An 18089-nucleotide genomic window follows, 5' to 3' on the forward strand; every position below is an offset into this window, starting at 1 on the left:
GGAGTTTTGTTGTTTTCTCCTCCGCGTCCTCCGCGCCTCCGCGTGAGTTTCTTGATGCTGTTGTTATATCTTTGAACGGAAAATTGTATCAGCTCCTTTACCCTGAAACGTCAGTCCCATTCCCCGTTCCCTCCATCGCCGCCTTCGCCTCGGGATACTCAAGAAAATACGCTGCCAGCGCCATGTGGCGCGTCGGGTAAAGACGCATGTTGGACGCCAGCTCCACATGATTACGCTGCAACCACGCCCGCGCCTGCGCCGTGCGACCCGCGATCGCCAACACCATCCCCCGCACCTCCAGTTCTTTCACCAAAGTCCGGATGGCGAACGCTCCCGTCAAATCCACCTCGCTCAACGACACCGCATCAATCACGACCCACTTGACCGGCGTTTCCTCGCCCTCCACCAGACGCATCACCCGCTCCCGGAAGTAGTCCGCGTTGAAAAAAATCAACGGCGACTCAAACCGGTAAAACAACAACCCCGGCACCGAACGCGCCTCTCCATGGTGGGCGATCTCGTAAAACCCGTCGCGCCCCGCGATTCGCCCCAGTCGCTGGTCCGTCGGCCTTGCCACCCGGCTCAGGAACCGCAGCAACGCCAGCGACACCGCCAGCAGAATTCCCGGCATCACCCCGATGACGAGCACCCCCACCAACGTCGTCGTACCGATATAAAACTCCCCCCGGTCCAACCCCCGCAACCGCCACAACGACGGCAAATCCAGCAGCCCCCACGACGCGCACAACAAAATCATCCCCAACGCCGACACCGGCAGCCACGCCAGCGGCCGCGTCAGGCACAGCAACACCAGCACCATCACGCCCGCCCCCACGAGCGACACCATGCGCGTCTGTCCCCCCGCCGCATCGTTCACCGCCGTGCGCGAATCCGCCCCGCTGATCGCAAACCCCTGCGACACCGCCGACGCCACATCCGCCACCCCCAACGCCAGAAACTCCCGGTTCGCATCCACATCGTAACCATTCTTCGCCGCAAAACTCCGCCCCGTCAGCATGCTGCTGCAAAAACTCACCAGCGCCAGGCCCGCCGCCGCCGGCACCAAAATCCCCAGCGCATCCAGCGGCAGCGCCGGCCAGTGCAACCGCGGCAGACCCGCGTTCACAGGCCCGATGACCGCAACCCCATGCACCCAATAAAACCCCGCCGCAGTCGCCCCCGCCACCACCCCCGTCGCCCCCACCATGGCCACGAGCGCAGCCGGACCATTTTTCCAAAAAACCTTGCTCGCCACATACACACCCAGCGTCACGCCCGCCACCCCCAGCGTTGACCAATTGATGTCCCCCGCGTGCCTCGCAAACCACACCACCTGCCCGATAAACCCGCGCCCCCCGTCCGGCATCCCGCACACCTTGGTCAGTTGCCCCGCCATGATGCTGATCGCAACGCCATTGAGGAGCCCCGTCAGGATCGGTCGCGACAGAAAACTCGCCAGAAACCCCAGCCGGAACCGGCTCGCCAACATGCAAAAAACGCCCGTCAACAACGTCAGTGACACCGCCAGCGACGCATACCGGTCCGAACCCGCCGCCGCCAGCGGCAGCAACGTCGCCGAGATCATCGCGCACGTCGCCGCGTCCGGCCCCAGTATCAACTGCCGCGACGTCCCGAAAAACGCATAAACCACCATTGGCAGGATCGTGCTGTAAAGACCCACCACTGGCGGAAACCCCGCCAGTTGCGCGTAAGCCACCCCGACCGGCAACGCCACCGCCGCCACCGACAACCCCGCCGCCAGATCCTTTTTCCAAAACGCCCGTTCGTAATACAACAGATCCGGCAGACCCGGCAGCCAGCGCGACAACCTTGAAAGCGAGTTTTTGATCGTAGAGGCCAAGACCCCAACATCCCGCCCGTCCCCCCGTCCAAGGCAAGCCGCGAAACGCGCACGCTCTGCCTCCTCCCCTGCCCTCTCATCAATCCATTAACCCCTCAAACTCTCCCACACCACCCAGGCGGCGAACCCAATCAAGACCACCCCAAACGCCCGCGGCAGCCACCGTTGCGCCCGCGCCAGTTGCCGCGCCACGGGCGGAAACAACAACGCCCACGTAATCAACAACCACATGACCGCCCCGTGCGCCACCACCACCGACGGCATCAACACCCGCCACCCCCACGGCGAGTCCGCCGTGACGAATTGCGAAAACAAACTCACGAAAAAAACGAACACCTTTACATTGGTGACATTGCACAAAAACCCCTCCGCGAACCCCGCCGCCGCCTGCCCGCGCCCATCGCGCACGCCCCTGCCTTTGCGTTCATCCCCCCCCCCCCCCCCCCCTCTCGATGACGACGGTTCCGCCGCTACCTTGACGTCCGCCCTCGCCAGCAGCGCCTTCATGCCTAGCCAGGCCAGAAACACCGCGCCCGCAAGCTGGACGATCCGCAGCACAATGGACGGCGCCACCGCCAGCCCGAGCGACAACGCCAGCACCTGCACCGCCAGCCCCGCCGCAATGCCCCAGCCGGTTGCAAACGCACGCGCGCGGGAACCGCTCATGCTATTCTTGACGATGAGAAAAAAATCCGGCCCCGGGCTCAACAAGCCCACGGTCAAAATACCCAAAAGCGTTGCCAGTTGCGGATACATGCCGGCCTGAAAAAGCCGAAAACCTGAAACCTGAAAAGCTGAAATCAGAATTAGGTGTCGCCTGCGGATATCCGGCTGCTTGGTTTCAACGTTTCAGTTTTTCAACGTTTCAGTGTTCAGCATTCAGCATTCGGAGTTCAGCGTTTAATGTTCAGCGTTTAATGTTTAATGTTTAATGTTTTCCGACATTCAGCCTTTCAGTTCTCAGTTCTCAGCCTTCAGCCTTTTCCCAATGATGCCCACCCACCGCGGCTCGCTCCGCCTCTTTCGCTTCGCCGGTATTGACGTGTTTCTGCACTGGTCATGGTTCCTCGTCGCCGTCTATTCGCTCTCGACCCGCGTGAACTACTACCACTCGCCCCTGTGGAACGTCCTCGAATACCTCGGCCTCTTCGTCATCGTGCTCCTGCACGAATTTGGCCACGCGCTGGCCTGCCGCCAAACCGGAGGCGAGGCCAACCTGATTGTGCTCTGGCCCCTCGGCGGCGTCGCCTACGTCAACCCCCCGCAACGCCCCGGCGCCACCCTGTGGAGCATCGTGGCCGGCCCCCTCGTCAACGTCGTCCTCCTCCCTGTGTTCTTCGCCGCCGCCTGGCTGGCCGAGTCGAGTGGCCTCACCGCGCGCGTGCCCGACACGGCGGAGTTTTTCGGCACCCTGTTCCGGATCAACCTCGTGCTCCTCGTGTTCAACCTGCTCCCCTGTTACCCGCTTGATGGCGGACAGATTTTGCGGTCCCTGCTTTGGTTCCCGCTCGGACAGGCGCGCAGCCTGCTCGTGGCCTCCGCCATCGGATTGGCGGGCGGCGTCGTCCTGCTCGGACTCGCCTGGGCCTTCGGCGTGCTCTCCGTCTGGATCGCCATCCTGATGGCCTTCTTGATGATGAACAGTTGGCAAGGTTTTCAATACGCCCGCGCCATGATGCGCATTGGAAATTAATAATTAAAAATTAATAATTAAGAATGAGAAGCCTCCGTCCCCCACACACACCACCATCTCCCATCCATCTCAAACCTCAGTCCGCCGGAACTCCTTCTCCCAATTCTTAAGGGAGGTTCTAAAAATCAGAAATTACACAGAGATCACAGAGAAGGCACAGAGTTCAGGGAGGACAAAACGACTTTGCTCCTTTTTCCGTAAAAAATATTATTTTATTTATAATAAATGAATTACAGAGACATTCATTCGCGAGGAAAATGTCCTTCCACCGGACAGGCCTCCCCAAACTCTGTGCCTCCTCTGTGTCCTCTGTGTAATTTTTAGAAGTTCCCTTAATTATTAATTCTTAATTATTAATTTCCACTATGCTCTCCACCCTCCTCTCCGCCGCCCTCAACGGAATTGAAGCCCAGCCCGTCCACATCGAAGTCAACACCGGCGAACGTGGAGAATGGAAAATCATCATGGTGGGCCTGCCCGACTCCGCCGTGAAGGAATCCGACGACCGCGTCATTTCCGCCCTCAACAACAGCGGTTTTACCCCCCCGCGCACCCGCACCACCATCAACCTTGCCCCCGGCGACCTCCGCAAAGAAGGCCCCTTTTACGACCTCCCCATCGCCCTCGGCATGCTCGTGGCCACCGGCCAGATCACCGCCCCCGCCATCGGTGACTACCTCATCGCCGGCGAACTCGCCCTCTCCGGCGCAACCCGGCCCGTGCGCGGCGCCCTCGCCATCGCCCGCCTCGCCCGCTCCCTCGGCTGCCGCGGACTCATCCTCCCCGTTGCCTCCGCCGCCGAAGCCGCCCTCGTCGAAGGCCTTGATGTGTTCGCCGTAAAATCACTCGCCGAAGCCGCCGCCTTCCTCGGCGGACAAACCACCCTTGCCCCCTGCGACCACGCCCAAGCCCTCCGCCTCCTCCAAACCGCCGACCCTCACACCGGCGATTTTGCCGAAGTCAAAGGCCAGCATGCCCTGCGCCGCGCCGTCGAAGTCGCCGTCGCTGGCAACCACAACCTCATCATGGTCGGCCCCCCCGGCTCGGGAAAATCAATGATTGCCAAGCGCGTCCCCACGATCATGCCCTCCCCCACCCTCGACGAATCCCTCGAAATCCTCGCCATCCACTCCGCCGCCGGCCAAACCCTCTCGCACGCCACCGGCTTCGGTCAGCGCCCCGTGCGCGCCCCGCACCACACCATCTCCGACGTCGGACTCCTTGGCGGCGGCACCATTCCCGGCCCCGGCGAAATCTCGCTCGCCCACCACGGCGTCCTCTTCCTCGACGAACTCCCCGAGTTCAAACGCTCCGCCCTCGAAGTCCTCCGCCAGCCCCTGGAGGAAGGCGCCGTCACCATCTCCCGCAGCGCCGGCAAAGTCACCCTCCCCTGCGCCTTCATGCTCGTTGCCGCCATGAACCCCTGCCCCTGCGGCTACCTCGGCGACCCGAAACACGAATGCCGCTGCACCCCCACTCAAATCCAACGCTACCGCGCCCGCATCAGCGGCCCCCTCCTCGACCGCATTGACATCCACATCGAAGCCCCTGCGCTCAGCATCAACGAATTGCGCAACACCACGCCCGGCGAGACCTCTTCCACCATGCGCGAGCGCGTGCAAACCGCGCGCAACCGCCAGCTTGCGCGTTTTCGTGGCACCCGCACCCTCTCCAACGCCCGCATGACGCACGCGCAAATCCGCGACCACATCCCGCTCGATTCGACACTTGGCGACATGTTGCAAGCCGCCATGGAGCAATTATCCCTCTCCGCCCGCGCCTACGACCGCATCCTCAAGGTGGCCCGCACGATAGCCGACCTGGCCGCCAGCGACCACGTCCAATCCAACCACCTCCTCGAAGCCATCCAATACCGCAGCCTCGACCGCAACCTGTTCTATTAGGCTGATGATTACGCGAAACGTCGTGGCGCGGGCGTCCCGCCCGCAACGTGCTTCCCGTAGCGCAGGCGTCTCGCCTGCAATCCATAGGTTGCGCGAAGCGCGGTGCTCTCTTCTGCTTTTTGCTGATTGTGTTATTTGGGAAAGCGGCGCTTCGCGCAATAGACTGACTTGCAGGCAGGATGCCTGCGCTACGCACGGAGCGGGCGTCCCGCCCGCACTCGGAGTCGGCAGGATGCCGACGGTCCCAAGCTGAGTGGTGTAGCCGTCGTCTTAACGGTAGGGAGGCCTTTGTGCCCTCTGCCGAGGGCAGCCCTTCGGGCCATCGCCTCCGGCGATGCCATCTCCGCGCTGCTGCGCTCCGTCCGAGTCCTCCGAAACCACGCTCCATCTACCTATGAATTTCGCATCCTCACACTACGCACGGCGGAGGCCTCGGAGAGGCCTCCCTACCAGGTAGCAAATGGCTCCAGCTTAAATGAAATTGCTCTAAATCCGCCGTTCCTCGGGCAGCAGGATCAACTTTTTTGCTGCCTCGGTAGCGTTTTCCGCATCCGTGCGACGGCCTTTGGCGGAATAAATGAGCGCGGCCCAATACGCGACTTCCGGGAGGGAGCGCTGGGCGGGCGTGAGGCGGTCGAGAACAGCGGCGGCGTCATCGATTTTGTGGTTGCGACGCAGCCAGGCGGCGCGAGCGGCGGCCAGCAGGGCGGGATGCGAGGCGGGGGCGGGGGCGGCGGCGGCTTGCTCAAGCAGGACGCGGGCGCGGGTGTCAAAATTGGCGGGAGCCGGCACAAGCGCGATACCGGTGCGTATCCAAAGATTGACGACAGAGGCGTCGCCCGGCTCCGCGGCCAGCCAACGCTCGGCGAGCGCCCAGAGGCGGGCCGTCTGACCGCGGGCGATGAACTGGTCGCGCAGCGCGGCGTAGGCCCAGCGGGCGCCGGGCTGCCGGTGAATGACGGCTTCAAGAGCGGCCTCGGTCCAGTCGGGCTCGCGCCAGGCGGAAGCGAGGCGGGCGAGGATGGCGAGGGTGTTGTTGCCGATGTCGGGCGAGGAAGCGAGGGCGGCGTTGATGGCATCGGTCCAGGTCTCGCGGGCCCGGGCTTCCTTGCCGAGAAGGCGCTGCTGGCGGGCGGCCACGGCGAGGAGGGCCACACCGCCATCGACGCCGCCAAGCGCGCCTTCGTGGATCAGGTGGATGGCGCGGGGGAGATCGTCGGCCTCGGCGGCGAGTTCGGTGGTGATGGAGAGCACGGCGCGGTCGCGGCGCGTGGATTCGGGCAGCGAATCAATCCAGAATAGCGCTTCAGGACCGCGGCGGATGTCACCCAGCCAGCGGGCAAGCAGGGCAACGTCAGAAGGACGGCGGGAGGCGGCACGTTTGAGCGTGGCGGCAAGCTGGTCGAAGGTGGGCGTGGCGGCATCGGGGGACGCCTCTTCAGCCTTCAGCCCTTCAGCCTTCAGGTTTTTGCCGATGAGACGGGCAACCACGGCGGCACGATTAGCGTCGCGCTGGCGGGCGGCGTGTTTGAGGAGTTCGAGCGCGACGGGGATCTGCACGTCGGGCTCGGCGAGGAGGGTTTCGAGTTCGGTGAGGGCGGCGGAGCGGCGGACGGGATCGGGGCTCCAGAGACGGACAATGGCGAGGTTGAAGCGGGCGCTGGCACTGGCGCCGCCATTGGCGGCTTCGAGCTTGATGAGGGTTTCGAGGTGTTGCTCGACGGCCTCGGTGTCGCCGAGGGTCATGGCGAGGGTGGCGGCGATGCGCTGGTAGGCGGCGTCGGTGACGGCGCGTTCGCCGGCTTGATTGATGGCATCACGCGCCTGGGCAACCTGCCCAAAACGAAGGGCGTCGGTGGCGAAGGCGAGGCGGGCGGAGAGATCGTCGGGGGCGAGACGCACGACGTTTTCGCGCGCCACGAGGGTGTTGCGCAGATCGATGTCGGCGAGGTGCCGGGCGACTTCGCGCCACGTGTCGCTGTCGCCGGGGGCGAGTTGCGTGGCGCGTTGCAGGGCGAGCAGGAGGTTGCGGTAGTCATGCTCGACGGCAAATTGCGAGGCCTGCCGGAGCGCCTGACGGTGACGCCATTTGTTCCAGGCGGGCTTGAAAAGAAAGGCGGCGGGCACAGCGACCACGATGAGCACGACGAGGATCGCAACGGTGACGAAGCGTTTCTGCTCTCCGTGCGAAAGGCGGTCCCAGTATTCACGGAACCGCTCCCTTGTGGTAGAAAAGAAGCTTGGCATTGAGTGAGTCAAACCAGTTATCCGGACACGGCGCACTAGCAAGCGTTCGCCCAAAACAACCTCCCCCCCCCCCTGCCCTTCCTCTGCGTCCGAAATCCAGTCCCGCGAAAAAACGTAACACGCAAACCTGTTGCCGCACGCCAAGTTGGGCTGTTTCCAAAATAAAAAAAAGCCCCGCCCCGCTTGCTGTGCACGCAACCTGCTTTCCGGCGATACTCATGCTGCCAACCGCATCCACGTCCCCGCAGACCACCATCACACCCGCCACTCCCCCCCCCCCCCCCCCCATCACGACCCGCGACCGTCCGGCAGCCCCGCCGCCGCCGTTGTCGTCGTCGTTGCCCGAAACATTTTCGGGTTATGCGCCGGGCGAGTTCTTCGACGAAATGTTCACGACCGAGGGCAACATCCGCCCGCATTATCGCAAATTCGTGCAACGCTTCGGCAACGTCACACGCGAAGATTTTGAAGCCAAACGCCACTCCATCGATTTCATGTTCCTGCGCCAAGGCGTCACCTTCAACGTGTATGGCGACTCGCAGGGTGCCGAACGCGTGTTCCCCTTCGACCTCATGCCGCGCATCATCTCGGCCTCCGAATGGGAAAAAATCGAAGCCGGACTCATCCAGCGCATCACCGCGCTCAACCTCTTCCTGCACGACATCTATCACGAACAACGCATCCTCAAGGACGGCGTCATCCCGCCCTTCTACGTGCTTTCGGCCAAACACTTCCGGCGCGAATTCGTGAACTTCCGCGTCCCCGGCGACATCTACATCCACATCTGCGGCACCGACCTGATCCGCGGTGCGGACGGCGGCTACCTGGTGCTCGAAGACAACGCCCGCTGCCCCTCCGGCGTCAGCTACGTGCTCGAAAACCGCCGCGCCATGAAACGCTCGTTCCCCGACATTTTTGAGTCCGTCGGCGTGCGCCCCGTAAGCGTGTATCCCAACGAACTCCTGGAAGTGCTCCAGCACATCGCGCCTGCCGGCGTGCCCGATCCCACCGTGGTGCTCCTCACGCCCGGACCCTACAACAGCGCCTACTTTGAGCACACCTCGCTCGCCCGCCAGATGGGCATCGAGATCGTCGAAGGCCGCGACCTCGTCGTGCGCGACCAGCGCGTGTGCATGCGCACCACCAAGGGACTCCGACCCGTGCACGTCATCTACCGCCGCATTGACGACGATTTTCTCGATCCCACCGTTTTCCGGCCCGACTCCGCGCTTGGCGTCCCCGGCCTCATCCACGCCTACCGCGCCGGCCACGTCTCGCTCGCCAACTCCATCGGCACCGGCCTCGCGGACGACAAGGTCATGTATTATTTCGTCCCGCGCATCATCAAATACTACCTCGACCAAGACCCACTCCTGCCCAACGTGCCCACCTACCTCGCCAGCGAGGACAAAGACCGCGCCTACATCCTGCAAAACCTCGACAAGCTCGTGGTCAAAGCCGCCAACGAAGCCGGCGGCTACGGCATGCTCATGGGACCGCAGGCAAGCATGGCCGAACGCGAAAAATTCCGCCGTCTCATCGAAGCCGATCCGCGCAACTACATCGCGCAACCCATGATCTCGCTCTCACGCCACCCGACCTACATCGACGCCGCCGTCACTGCCACGGCGGGAGGCGCAGGGGGGGGGGGGGGGAAGGGGCCATCCCGTCCGCCGCCACCGCCGCGCCCTCGCCCGGCGCCTTCGAGGGACGCCACATCGACCTGCGTCCCTTCATCCTCTACGGCAAAAAAACCAGTGTCATCCCCGGCGGCCTCACCCGCGTCGCCCTCCGCCGCGATTCCCTCGTCGTCAACTCCTCCCAAGGCGGCGGCAGCAAGGACACCTGGGTCCTGTATGGAGACGAGTAGCGACGAGGGAGTAGCGAGTAGTCGGTAGCGAGTAGCGAGCATGAGGCGGCAAGCATAACTCTCGCAACCCACACTCCTCCTCCCCCCCCCTTACCATTATCCACAAAACAACTACACAGCTACTCTACTCGCTATCACTACCCGCTACTTCTTTCGCTACTTTTTTCCACTTATGCTCAGTCGTGTTGCCAACAGCCTGTATTGGATGAGTCGCTACCTCGAGCGCGCCGAAAACACCGCGAGGCTCGTCGATGTGAATCTCCAACTCCTCCTCGATTTCCGTGATCTCGACGATCACACCCTCACCGTCCACTGGATGCCCATCGTCCAGAGTTCGGGGGACGAAACCCTCTTCACCTCGCTTCACCCGCGCGCCACCGGCGAGGCCGTGACCGAGTTCATGGTTTTCCAAACCGAGAACACCAACTCCGTCCTCAGCTCCGTGTCGCAGGCCCGCGAAAACGCCCGCATGGTCCGCGACCAAATCACCGTCGAACTCTGGGAGGAACTCAACCGCCTCTACCTCTTCCTCCGCTCCCCGCGCGCCCGCCAACTCCTGCGCTCTGCGCCCTCCGAATTTTTTCAGGAAATCAAAGCCGCCTCCCTCTACCTCCAGGGACTCACCGACGCCATCGTCGTGCGCAACGAAGGCTGGCACTTCATCCACGTCGGCAAATACCTCGAACGCGCCGACAAAACCTCGCGCATCCTCGACGTCCGCCACAACACCATCCCCCCCCGCGGCATTCCCGGCCCTGCCTCCCCGGCCGACGTCCATTCCTGGTCCGCCATCCTCCGCTCCTGCAGCGCATGGGACGCCTACCAATATCTGCACGGCGCCGACGTGCAACCCGCCGGCGTGGCCGAACTCCTGCTCCTCTCCGACAGCTTCCCCCGCTCCGTCCGTTTTTGTATCCAACAACTGAATGCGGCCCTGCGCAGCATCTCCGGCGTGGCCGAAGGACGCTTCTCCAACGACGCCGAAAAACTCGCCGGACGCCTTCTGGCCGAACTCCAGTTCAACACCGTCACCGAGATCTTCGAGACCGGCCTGCACTCCTACATCGACCTCCTCCAAACCCGCCTCAACGCCATCGGTGGCGCTCTCTTCAACACCTACATCCTGCACGCCTTCCAGGAGGACGAAACCGACCGTCTCCGCCAGCAGGAGGAACAGCAACAGCAGGAGTCCGATCCCCGCCATTCATGAAGCTTCACATCCTGCATCGCACCTCTTACGCCTACGCCACGCCGGTCAAAGAAAGCTTCAACGAAGCCCGCCTCCAACCCGTCACAGCCAACGGACAAACCTGCGACCAATTTATCCTGAAAATCCTGCCCGCCACCAAGCTCACGCACTACCGGGATTTTCATCTCAACTACGTGCACCTCTTCGAAATCACCGAACCGCACACGCATCTCTCCGTCGAAGCCACCTCCGTCGTCACCACCAGCAACGATCACCGCCTCCCCGACGACCAGATCACCACGCCCCTCTCCGCCATGCCCGCCTGCGCCTGGCTCGAACGCTGTTATGATTTCGTCCAGTCGAGCCACTACGTGGAACCCTCGCCCGAAGCCTGGCGCATCGGCCTCGACCTCACCGACGGCGCCGGCATCACCGACGCCTGGCAGGCCGCGCGCGCCGTGATGCGCCACATCCACGCCACCTTCGCCTACACGCCCTCCGCCACGCACGTCCACACGCACATGCGCGACGTGCTCCGCCACCGGCGCGGCGTCTGCCAGGATTTTGCCCACGTCATGCTCGGCATCTGCCGCGCCCTCAAAATCCCCGCCCGCTATGTCAGCGGATACATTTACAACGGTCCCGTTGACCAACTCCGCGGCGCCCAGGCCAGCCACGCCTGGGTGGAGGTTTACCTGCCCGACTTCGGCTGGCGCGCGCTCGATCCCACCAACAACACCCAACCCGACGAGCGCTACGTGAAGACGGCCGTTGGCCGCGACTACGCCGACGTTTCTCCGCTCAAAGGCACCTATCGCGGCACCGGCGACCGCAAACTCTCAGTCGAAGTTCTCGTCACCAATCTGGCTCCCGCCGCAACGACCTCCCACGCCCCTATGCCTGCGATGCGTTAGCCGCCAGACGCTTCGCCCGCGCCTCACGCCATCCCCGCCAGAACTCCCACACGATGGGAATCACCGACAGGATGATGATCGCCACAATCACGATTTTGAAATTCTTTTCCACAAACGGAAGCGTGCCGAAAAAATATCCCGCGTAGGTAAACCCGTAAATCCACACAAAACCGCCGATCACGTTGTAGGCAAAAAAGCGCGGATACGTCATGCTCCCCGCACCCGCCACAAACGGCACGAACGTGCGCACGATCGGCACGAAGCGGGCCAGAATGATGGCGCGACCGCCGTATTTCTCAAAAAACTCATGGGCGCGTTCGAGGTGCTTTTTGCGCAGAAAAACCGAATCTTCGCGTTTGAACACTGCCGGGCCGATCCGGTTGCCGATCCAGTAATTGACCGTGTCGCCCAGCACCGCGGCGACCCACAGGAGCAGCGCCACCAGATGAACGTTGAGCTGGCTGTCCACAGGCGCACTGAGCGCGCCGGCGGCAAAAAGCAACGAGTCGCCCGGCAGGAATGGCGTCACCACAAACCCCGTCTCCGCAAACACGATGAGAAAGAGGACGCCGTAGGTCCACAGGCCGTAGGTGGCCACGATCTCTTTCAAATGAGCGTCAATATGAAGGATGAAATCGATGAGTTTTTTGATGAGCTCAAACATGATGGAAAATTGAGAACCAATAAAAAAAGCAGGCGGGGTAAAGCCGCCTGCTTGGAAAAAGAAAAAAAAAAATGCCCGCGATGGAGGGGGGGGGGGGAGGGCAATCAAACGTCAGGCTTGGTCTTGCGCAGACCCATGACGCGATCGCCTTCCTTCCACTGGCTGCGCTTTTTGAGGAGCGCGACGCGCTCGAAACGCTTCAATACGTTGCGTTTAATGACGATGCCGCGGGGGCCTTGGAGACTGTTATGTTGTGACATGACGTTGAAAAAAAGCGGATGTAGTTTCGTGAAAAGGGTCAGGAGCTAGAGTTGGCCATCGCCCAAGACAAGTACTTTTCTCCAACGTGCGCCGCCGCGACCACCACCCACTCCGGCGTCTCATAGGGATGGTGTTCATGCAACCACGCTTCCAGACGCGGCTGCTGGCCGGGGAGAAATTTGAAACAGAGCCGGTATTCCGCGCTCTGCTGCTGTCCGCCTTCCCATCGGTAATGCGAGGTGATCGGCCCCTCAACCTGCACGCAGGCCGCCAGCCCGAGCCGAATCGACTCGGCGGCGAGCCGTTGGGCATCGGCTTCGTTTTCAAGAGTGGTCCAGGCAATCAGCATAATAAAATATCTCCTAAAAAACGGGAGGGAGGTCTCTCCGAGACCTCCGTAGCATGTAGTTGGAAATTTTCGATGAGAGCTTGGTTGCGGTGCCCTATGCGGAGGCCTCGGAGAGGCCTCCCTACCAGTTGGATTGTGCTACATTTTCCCAACATTTCTTTAAAGCCACAACGTGGCGTAGCGGTTCTTCAAATACGCGAGCAACGGCGCGGGCGACAACTCCGACCCGGTGACGTGACGCACGAGTTCCAGCGCCGTGAAACGCCGCCCTTGCGCATGAACGTTCTCGCGCAGCCAGCCGAGCAAGCGCGAGAAGTCGCCGCGCGCAAAATCGGCCTGCAACCCCGAAGTCTCCTGCGCTGTCTCCCAAAGTTGCGCGGCAATCATGTTACCCAGGCAATAACTCGGGAAATACCCGAACGCCCCGCCGCTCCAGTGGATGTCCTGCAAGACACCCTCGCTGTCGGTCGCTGGCGTGAGCCCAAGCAGTTCTTGCGAAAGCGCGCGCCATGCCCCCGGCAAGTCGCGCACGGCAAGGTCTCCGGCGAAAAGACGCCGCTCGATCTCGAAGCGGAGCAGGATGTGCAGGTTGTAGTGCACCTCGTCGGCCTCCACGCGTATCAGCGTGGGCGATACGGCGTTGACGGCGCGATAAAGTTCGTCGGACGAAATGCCGTCGAGTTGCCGCGCAAAAAGCCCGCGGTAACGCGGCTCGAAATGACGCCAGAAGGCGCGGCTGCGCGCCACCTGGTTTTCCCACAGGCGGCTTTGCGATTCGTGCACCGCCATGCCCGCCGCCTGCCCGAGCGGCGTGCCTTGGAGAGGCAGCGGCAGCCCCTGCTCGTAAAGCCCGTGTCCCGTTTCGTGAATCGCGGAGAAAAGCGCTTCGAGCGGCTTGTCCTCGTGGAAGCGCGTGGTCATGCGGATGTCCGCCCCCGCGCCTTCGCAAAACGGATGCAGCGACACGTCGATGCGACCGCGCCGGTAGTTGAAGCCGATGGCGGTCGTCACCTCGGTGAGAAATTCCTGCTGCGCCTCGACCCCGAATCCACGCAACCGCGCCTCCGCCTCGGCCCCGGCCTGCGCCGCCGGTGAAGCGTCGAGCGCACGGACGAGCGGCACGAGGCCGGTCTTGAGTTCGTCAAAAAGCCCGGTGATGCAGGCGCACGTCATGCCCGGATCGTGCTTGTCGATGGCGTAGTCGTAAGGGCGGTCTCCCCAGCCCAGCGCCTCGGCCTCGCGCCGGGCCAGATCGAGATGTTTTTCCAAAAAGGGCGCGAAGGCCGCGAAATTGTTGTCCGCCCGCGCCCCCGCCCATGCGTGATACGCGGCGCTCGTGAGTCGTGCTTTTTCGGATACAAGTTCGGCGGGCAACCGCGTGGCGCGATCGTAGTCGCGGCGGGCCTCGCGGACGTTGACGCGCTGGTCGGCCGTCAGCGCCGCGCCTTCGCGTTCGAGAGCGTCAAGCAGACGGCCTATCTCCGGATCCGTCGCCGCGGCGTGCTGGAGTTCCGCGATGAGCGCCATCTGCTCGGCGCGCTGGTCGGCGCTGTCGGGCGGCAGGTTGACCTGCTCGTCCCACCCCAGCAGCCCCGCCACAGTGCCGAGCAGATGCGAGCGACGGAGTTTCGCCAGCAGCGTGTCATGGAGCGCGGAGGAGGCAGAGGTGGTGGTGTTCACGATGTTGACGACTTATGGGTTTCAAAAAATGAAGCAACCAATGGTCCCGAGCACAATAAGCACGGCAATCACCAGCAACGCATGGCGTTCACGATTGGTAAGACGCATGAGCATGACACCGGCCAGCCAAACCTCCACACTGCCATCGCACGAGCTTCGAAAACGGGCTTTCGCTTTAAAATATCCCCAAATAGAAAATCAGAAACGTCATTATTCTTCATATAAGACGATTAAGCTACGTTTTTCTAACTTTCTCGCCTTTTTTAGCGATTTATTGAAAAGTTATAATTCTCCATTTATGACGAAAAAACTTGATTTTCGACTATAATTCGCCAATTCTGACGCGCATGAGAATAACCCGGGATGCCACCGATGATGCAATTTTGACCGAATTGGGTGCGCGCTTTACACATGCGCGGCTGGAGCGAAACCTGACGCAAGCTCAGTTGGCGGAGCAGGCTGGCGTGGCCAAGCGCACGGTCGAACGGCTGGAAGCCGGCGCGGTGGGCACGCAGTTGTCGGGCATCATCCGTATTGGCCGCGTGCTCGGCATTCTCGAACGGCTCGATGCCCTTATCCCGGAACCCACGATCAGCCCGCTGGAACAATTAAAACTCCGCGGACGCCGACGCCAGCGGGCCACCGGCACGCGCGCGCGCAACATGAACAGCTACATGAACACACCGGATTTCCCTCCGGGAACGCTGAACGAAACGCCCTTGCGCACTTGGAAATGGGGGGATGAAAAATGAGCAGCATCCCCGCCCTTGATTCCACGCTGGCGGAGGTGCGCCTGTGGGGCAGCACGATCGGTGTCGTGGCGCTCGAAAGAGGAGCCTCCCACGCCACGTTTCAATACGACCCCGCGTTCGCCAGAAGCGGCATCCAGGTCGCGCCACTTATGATGCCGCTCGATGGGCGCGTGTATTCGTTTTCCGAATTACCCGCCGGGACATTTCATGGGCTCCCGGGCATGCTGGCCGATTCTCTGCCCGACAAGTTCGGCAACGCCCTCATCGACGCCTGGCTCGCCACGCAAGGCCGCCCTCCCGGCAGCTTCAACGCCGTCGAACGCCTTTGCTACACGGGGGCGCGCGGCATGGGCGCTCTGGAATTCGTGCCCAATGCCGGCCCGCGCCTGCGTCAGGCCAAAGACATACGGATTGATGCGCTCGTCTCCCTCGCCTCGGAAATACTCCGGCATCGTAATGAATTAAAAACTACATTCTCCGACATCGACGCCGCCAAAAAGAACGCCCTGCGTGACATCCTCCGCGTCGGCACCTCGGCCGGCGGCGCCCGGGCCAAGGCTGTCATTGCATGGAACCGCGACACCGGCGAAGTGCGCTCGGGACAGATCGACGCCGGAGCCGGGTTTGAGTATTGGCTGCTGAAATTCGACGGCGTCACCGGCAACAAGGACAAGGAACTCGAAGACCCCAAGGGCTACGGAGCCATCGAATACGCCTACGCGCTGATGGCCAAGGCTGCGGGTATCCGCATGAGCGAATGCCGTCTGATGGAGGAGGGTGGCCGCCGGCATTTCATGACGCGCCGCTTCGACCGTCCGCCCGGCGGCGGCAAGCTCCACATGCAGTCGCTGTGCGCGCTCGCGCACTACGACTTCAACCAGGCCGGCGCCTATGGCTACGAACAGGCCCTGCTGGTGATCCGCCAACTCGGCCTGCCGATGGAGACGACCGAGGAACAATTCCGCCGGATGGTTTTTAACGTCGTTGCCCGCAATCAGGACGACCACGTCAAAAACATTGCCTTTCTCATGGACCGCGAAGGCCGTTGGTCGCTCTCGCCCGCCTTCGACATCTCCTACAGCTACAACCCGGACGGCACCTGGACCTCGACGCACCAGATGACGATCAACGGCAAACGCGACGATTTCACCCTGCCCGATTTCCGAGCCTGCGCTCAAAGCGCGATGATGAAACGCGGACGTGCCGACACGATTCTCGCCGAGGTGACTGAGGCCGTGAAACGCTGGCCCAAATTCGCCGAACAAGCCGGCGTCGCCGAGGTGCAAACAAAACAAATCCGCCAAACCTTTCGCCTGAAAATCCCCGCGAAGTAACCGTATTTGTCTGGTAAAACGACACCACATTGAAGCGGTCATTACCTATGGGATTATCTGTGGGGAAAAATATGCTGCGAAAAAAGAGCTTGATTTACCAGACATATCCTGTTTTTGTCTGGCAAATGACAGCCATCATATCCCCAACACCAGCCACGTCTGCTGACACGCACGCTGTTTCGTCCCCCAAGTCCAAACTCGAAGCCGTCTACGAACTCCTCAAACGCCAGATCGCCGAGGGCAAGTGGCAGGTGGGAGAGCAAATCCCCACCGAGGTCGAACTCGCCCGCGAACTCGATTGCAGTCGATCCACGATGGGCATGGCCATTTCCCGTCTCGCGCACGACGGCTTGGTGGAACGCAAAACCCGCGCCGGCACCCGCGTCCTCCGCGCTATCCCCGCCCACGCCCGCGACACCGCGGACTCCACCACTGCTACGCCCGCCGCTCCCGTCACACCGCCTGTCCAGCTCGACGCCTGCGCGTTTATTTATCCCAGCGACCAGCACGAAGGTATCTGGCGCATCGCACGCGGATTCCAGCAAGCCGCGCACCAAGCCCGACGCCAGACTCTCATGCTCTCCACCGGCACCGACTTCCGCCGTGAAGCCGAAGCCGTCGGACGTCTTGGCGAGTTCGATGTCAAAGGAGCCGTTCTCTTTCCTGTCATCCTCACCCCGCAGGATCATGCCTACTACAGCCGCATGGTCCTTGCCTGCAAATTCCCGGTCGTGCTCGTCGAGATCAACATGCTTGGCGTCCGCCGCCCTGCCGTCACCGTCGATGGACTCCACGCTGGCCTCACCATGACGCGCCACCTCCTGCAACAACGTCTGCGCCGCGTCGGCTTCCTCGCCAATTACGCATGGTCTCCCTCCGCCCGCGACAAACACCTCGGTTACCGGCAGGCCATGGAAGAAGCCGGTCTGTCGTCCGACAGCGCTACCCTCACCCACCTCGACCCCGAAATGACTCCTCGCTTCGATGATCCCCTCGCTGATCCGCTTCGCATAGGTCACGAATATCTGGATACGCACCCGGACATCGAAGGCGTTGTGTGTTCGAGCGACTACCTTGCGCTCGGCCTCATGCAAGCCGCCCACGAACGCGGTCTTCGTGTGCCTGATGACATCCGCATCACCGGCATGGACGATTTCTCCATAGCCGCCTCTGCCGGCGTCCCGCTCACCACCTACCGCATCTCCTACGAAAAAATGGGCGAACGCGCCTTCGCCATGCTCAGCCTTTTGCTAGAAAACAAAAAACCTCCGCTCCTCGAAACCCAAATCCGCGGCGAACTCATCACCCGCGCCAGCGCCTGACCCAAGCCCCTCCCCCTCTATTTCTCCCGTCATTAATTATCCTGAACCC

Annotated in this window: 14 protein-coding genes and 1 pseudogene; 8 read left to right on the forward strand and 7 right to left on the reverse strand. The window is 62.2% G+C overall.

Annotation, left to right across the window (positions count from 1 at the left end; translation table 11 throughout):
* Positions 1-97 precede the first annotated feature (97 nt).
* A complete protein-coding gene (locus tag OBACDRAFT_RS05845; RefSeq protein ID WP_081721839.1) occupies positions 98-1861 on the reverse strand; it encodes a SulP family inorganic anion transporter in 1764 nt (587 codons plus the stop codon).
* Positions 1862-1948: 87 nt separating this feature from the next.
* Positions 1949-2527, reverse strand: coding sequence for a LysE family translocator (locus OBACDRAFT_RS05850; protein WP_232766717.1), 579 nt, complete (start codon positions 2525-2527; stop codon positions 1949-1951).
* Between the two features lie 325 nt (positions 2528-2852).
* On the opposite strand from OBACDRAFT_RS05850, the gene OBACDRAFT_RS05855 reads away from it, so the two are divergent.
* Both OBACDRAFT_RS05855 and OBACDRAFT_RS05860 read left to right on the forward strand, forming a co-directional pair.
* On the forward strand, positions 2853-3554 hold the full coding sequence (locus OBACDRAFT_RS05855) for a M50 family metallopeptidase (protein ID WP_198529849.1): 702 nt from the start codon (positions 2853-2855) through the stop codon (positions 3552-3554).
* Between the two features lie 365 nt (positions 3555-3919).
* Positions 3920-5458, forward strand: a complete 1539-nt coding sequence (locus OBACDRAFT_RS05860) for a YifB family Mg chelatase-like AAA ATPase (RefSeq protein ID WP_043583680.1) — start codon at positions 3920-3922, stop codon at positions 5456-5458.
* A 486-nt stretch (positions 5459-5944) separates the two neighbouring features.
* On the opposite strand, the gene OBACDRAFT_RS30585 is transcribed toward OBACDRAFT_RS05860, so the two are convergent.
* Positions 5945-7705: a hypothetical protein gene (locus OBACDRAFT_RS30585; protein WP_043583682.1), complete on the reverse strand. Its 1761-nt coding sequence runs from the start codon at positions 7703-7705 to the stop codon at positions 5945-5947.
* Between the two features lie 386 nt (positions 7706-8091).
* On the opposite strand from OBACDRAFT_RS30585, the pseudogene OBACDRAFT_RS05870 reads away from it, so the two are divergent.
* The 3 genes and pseudogenes from OBACDRAFT_RS05870 to OBACDRAFT_RS05880 all read left to right on the forward strand — a co-directional run bounded on the left by OBACDRAFT_RS05870 (position 8092) and on the right by OBACDRAFT_RS05880 (position 11678).
* Positions 8092-9575 (forward strand): annotated as a pseudogene (locus OBACDRAFT_RS05870) (circularly permuted type 2 ATP-grasp protein).
* 172 nt (positions 9576-9747) lie between these two features.
* On the forward strand, positions 9748-10785 hold the full coding sequence (locus tag OBACDRAFT_RS05875; RefSeq protein ID WP_043583684.1) for an alpha-E domain-containing protein: 1038 nt from the start codon (positions 9748-9750) through the stop codon (positions 10783-10785).
* Complete coding sequence (locus tag OBACDRAFT_RS05880; protein WP_052361295.1) at positions 10782-11678, forward strand: transglutaminase family protein; 897 nt, start codon at positions 10782-10784, stop codon at positions 11676-11678. Before OBACDRAFT_RS05875 ends, OBACDRAFT_RS05880 begins: the two co-directional genes overlap by 4 nt.
* Here the strand turns inward: OBACDRAFT_RS05880 and OBACDRAFT_RS05885 are convergent.
* The 4 genes from OBACDRAFT_RS05885 to OBACDRAFT_RS05895 all read right to left on the reverse strand — a co-directional run bounded on the left by OBACDRAFT_RS05885 (position 11659) and on the right by OBACDRAFT_RS05895 (position 14632).
* Positions 11659-12342 (reverse strand): DedA family protein, encoded by a 684-nt coding sequence (locus tag OBACDRAFT_RS05885; RefSeq protein WP_043583730.1) that lies wholly within the window; start codon positions 12340-12342, stop codon positions 11659-11661. The two genes, OBACDRAFT_RS05880 and OBACDRAFT_RS05885, sit on opposite strands and share 20 nt — an antisense overlap.
* Positions 12343-12446: 104 nt before the next feature.
* On the reverse strand, positions 12447-12602 hold the full coding sequence (locus OBACDRAFT_RS26265) for a small basic protein (protein WP_081721840.1): 156 nt from the start codon (positions 12600-12602) through the stop codon (positions 12447-12449).
* 38 nt (positions 12603-12640) lie between these two features.
* Positions 12641-12952, reverse strand: a complete 312-nt coding sequence (cutA, locus tag OBACDRAFT_RS05890; RefSeq protein WP_043583686.1) for a divalent-cation tolerance protein CutA — start codon at positions 12950-12952, stop codon at positions 12641-12643.
* A 159-nt stretch (positions 12953-13111) separates the two neighbouring features.
* On the reverse strand, positions 13112-14632 hold the full coding sequence (locus OBACDRAFT_RS05895; protein ID WP_043583688.1) for a carboxypeptidase M32: 1521 nt from the start codon (positions 14630-14632) through the stop codon (positions 13112-13114).
* Positions 14633-14979: 347 nt separating this feature from the next.
* Between OBACDRAFT_RS05895 and OBACDRAFT_RS05900 the strand changes: the two genes are divergently transcribed.
* The 3 genes from OBACDRAFT_RS05900 to OBACDRAFT_RS05910 all read left to right on the forward strand — a co-directional run bounded on the left by OBACDRAFT_RS05900 (position 14980) and on the right by OBACDRAFT_RS05910 (position 18040).
* On the forward strand, positions 14980-15384 hold the full coding sequence (locus OBACDRAFT_RS05900; RefSeq protein WP_043583690.1) for a helix-turn-helix domain-containing protein: 405 nt from the start codon (positions 14980-14982) through the stop codon (positions 15382-15384).
* Entirely contained in the window at positions 15381-16718 is a 1338-nt protein-coding gene (locus OBACDRAFT_RS05905; protein ID WP_043583692.1) for a type II toxin-antitoxin system HipA family toxin, read from the forward strand. Before OBACDRAFT_RS05900 ends, OBACDRAFT_RS05905 begins: the two co-directional genes overlap by 4 nt.
* Before the next feature lie 125 nt (positions 16719-16843).
* Complete coding sequence (locus OBACDRAFT_RS05910) at positions 16844-18040, forward strand: LacI family DNA-binding transcriptional regulator (RefSeq protein ID WP_081721842.1); 1197 nt, start codon at positions 16844-16846, stop codon at positions 18038-18040.
* The last annotated feature ends 49 nt before the right edge of the window (positions 18041-18089 follow it).

Source organism: Geminisphaera colitermitum TAV2, assembly GCF_000171235.2.
In the GTDB taxonomy this organism is placed as follows: domain Bacteria; phylum Verrucomicrobiota; class Verrucomicrobiia; order Opitutales; family Opitutaceae; genus Geminisphaera; species Geminisphaera colitermitum.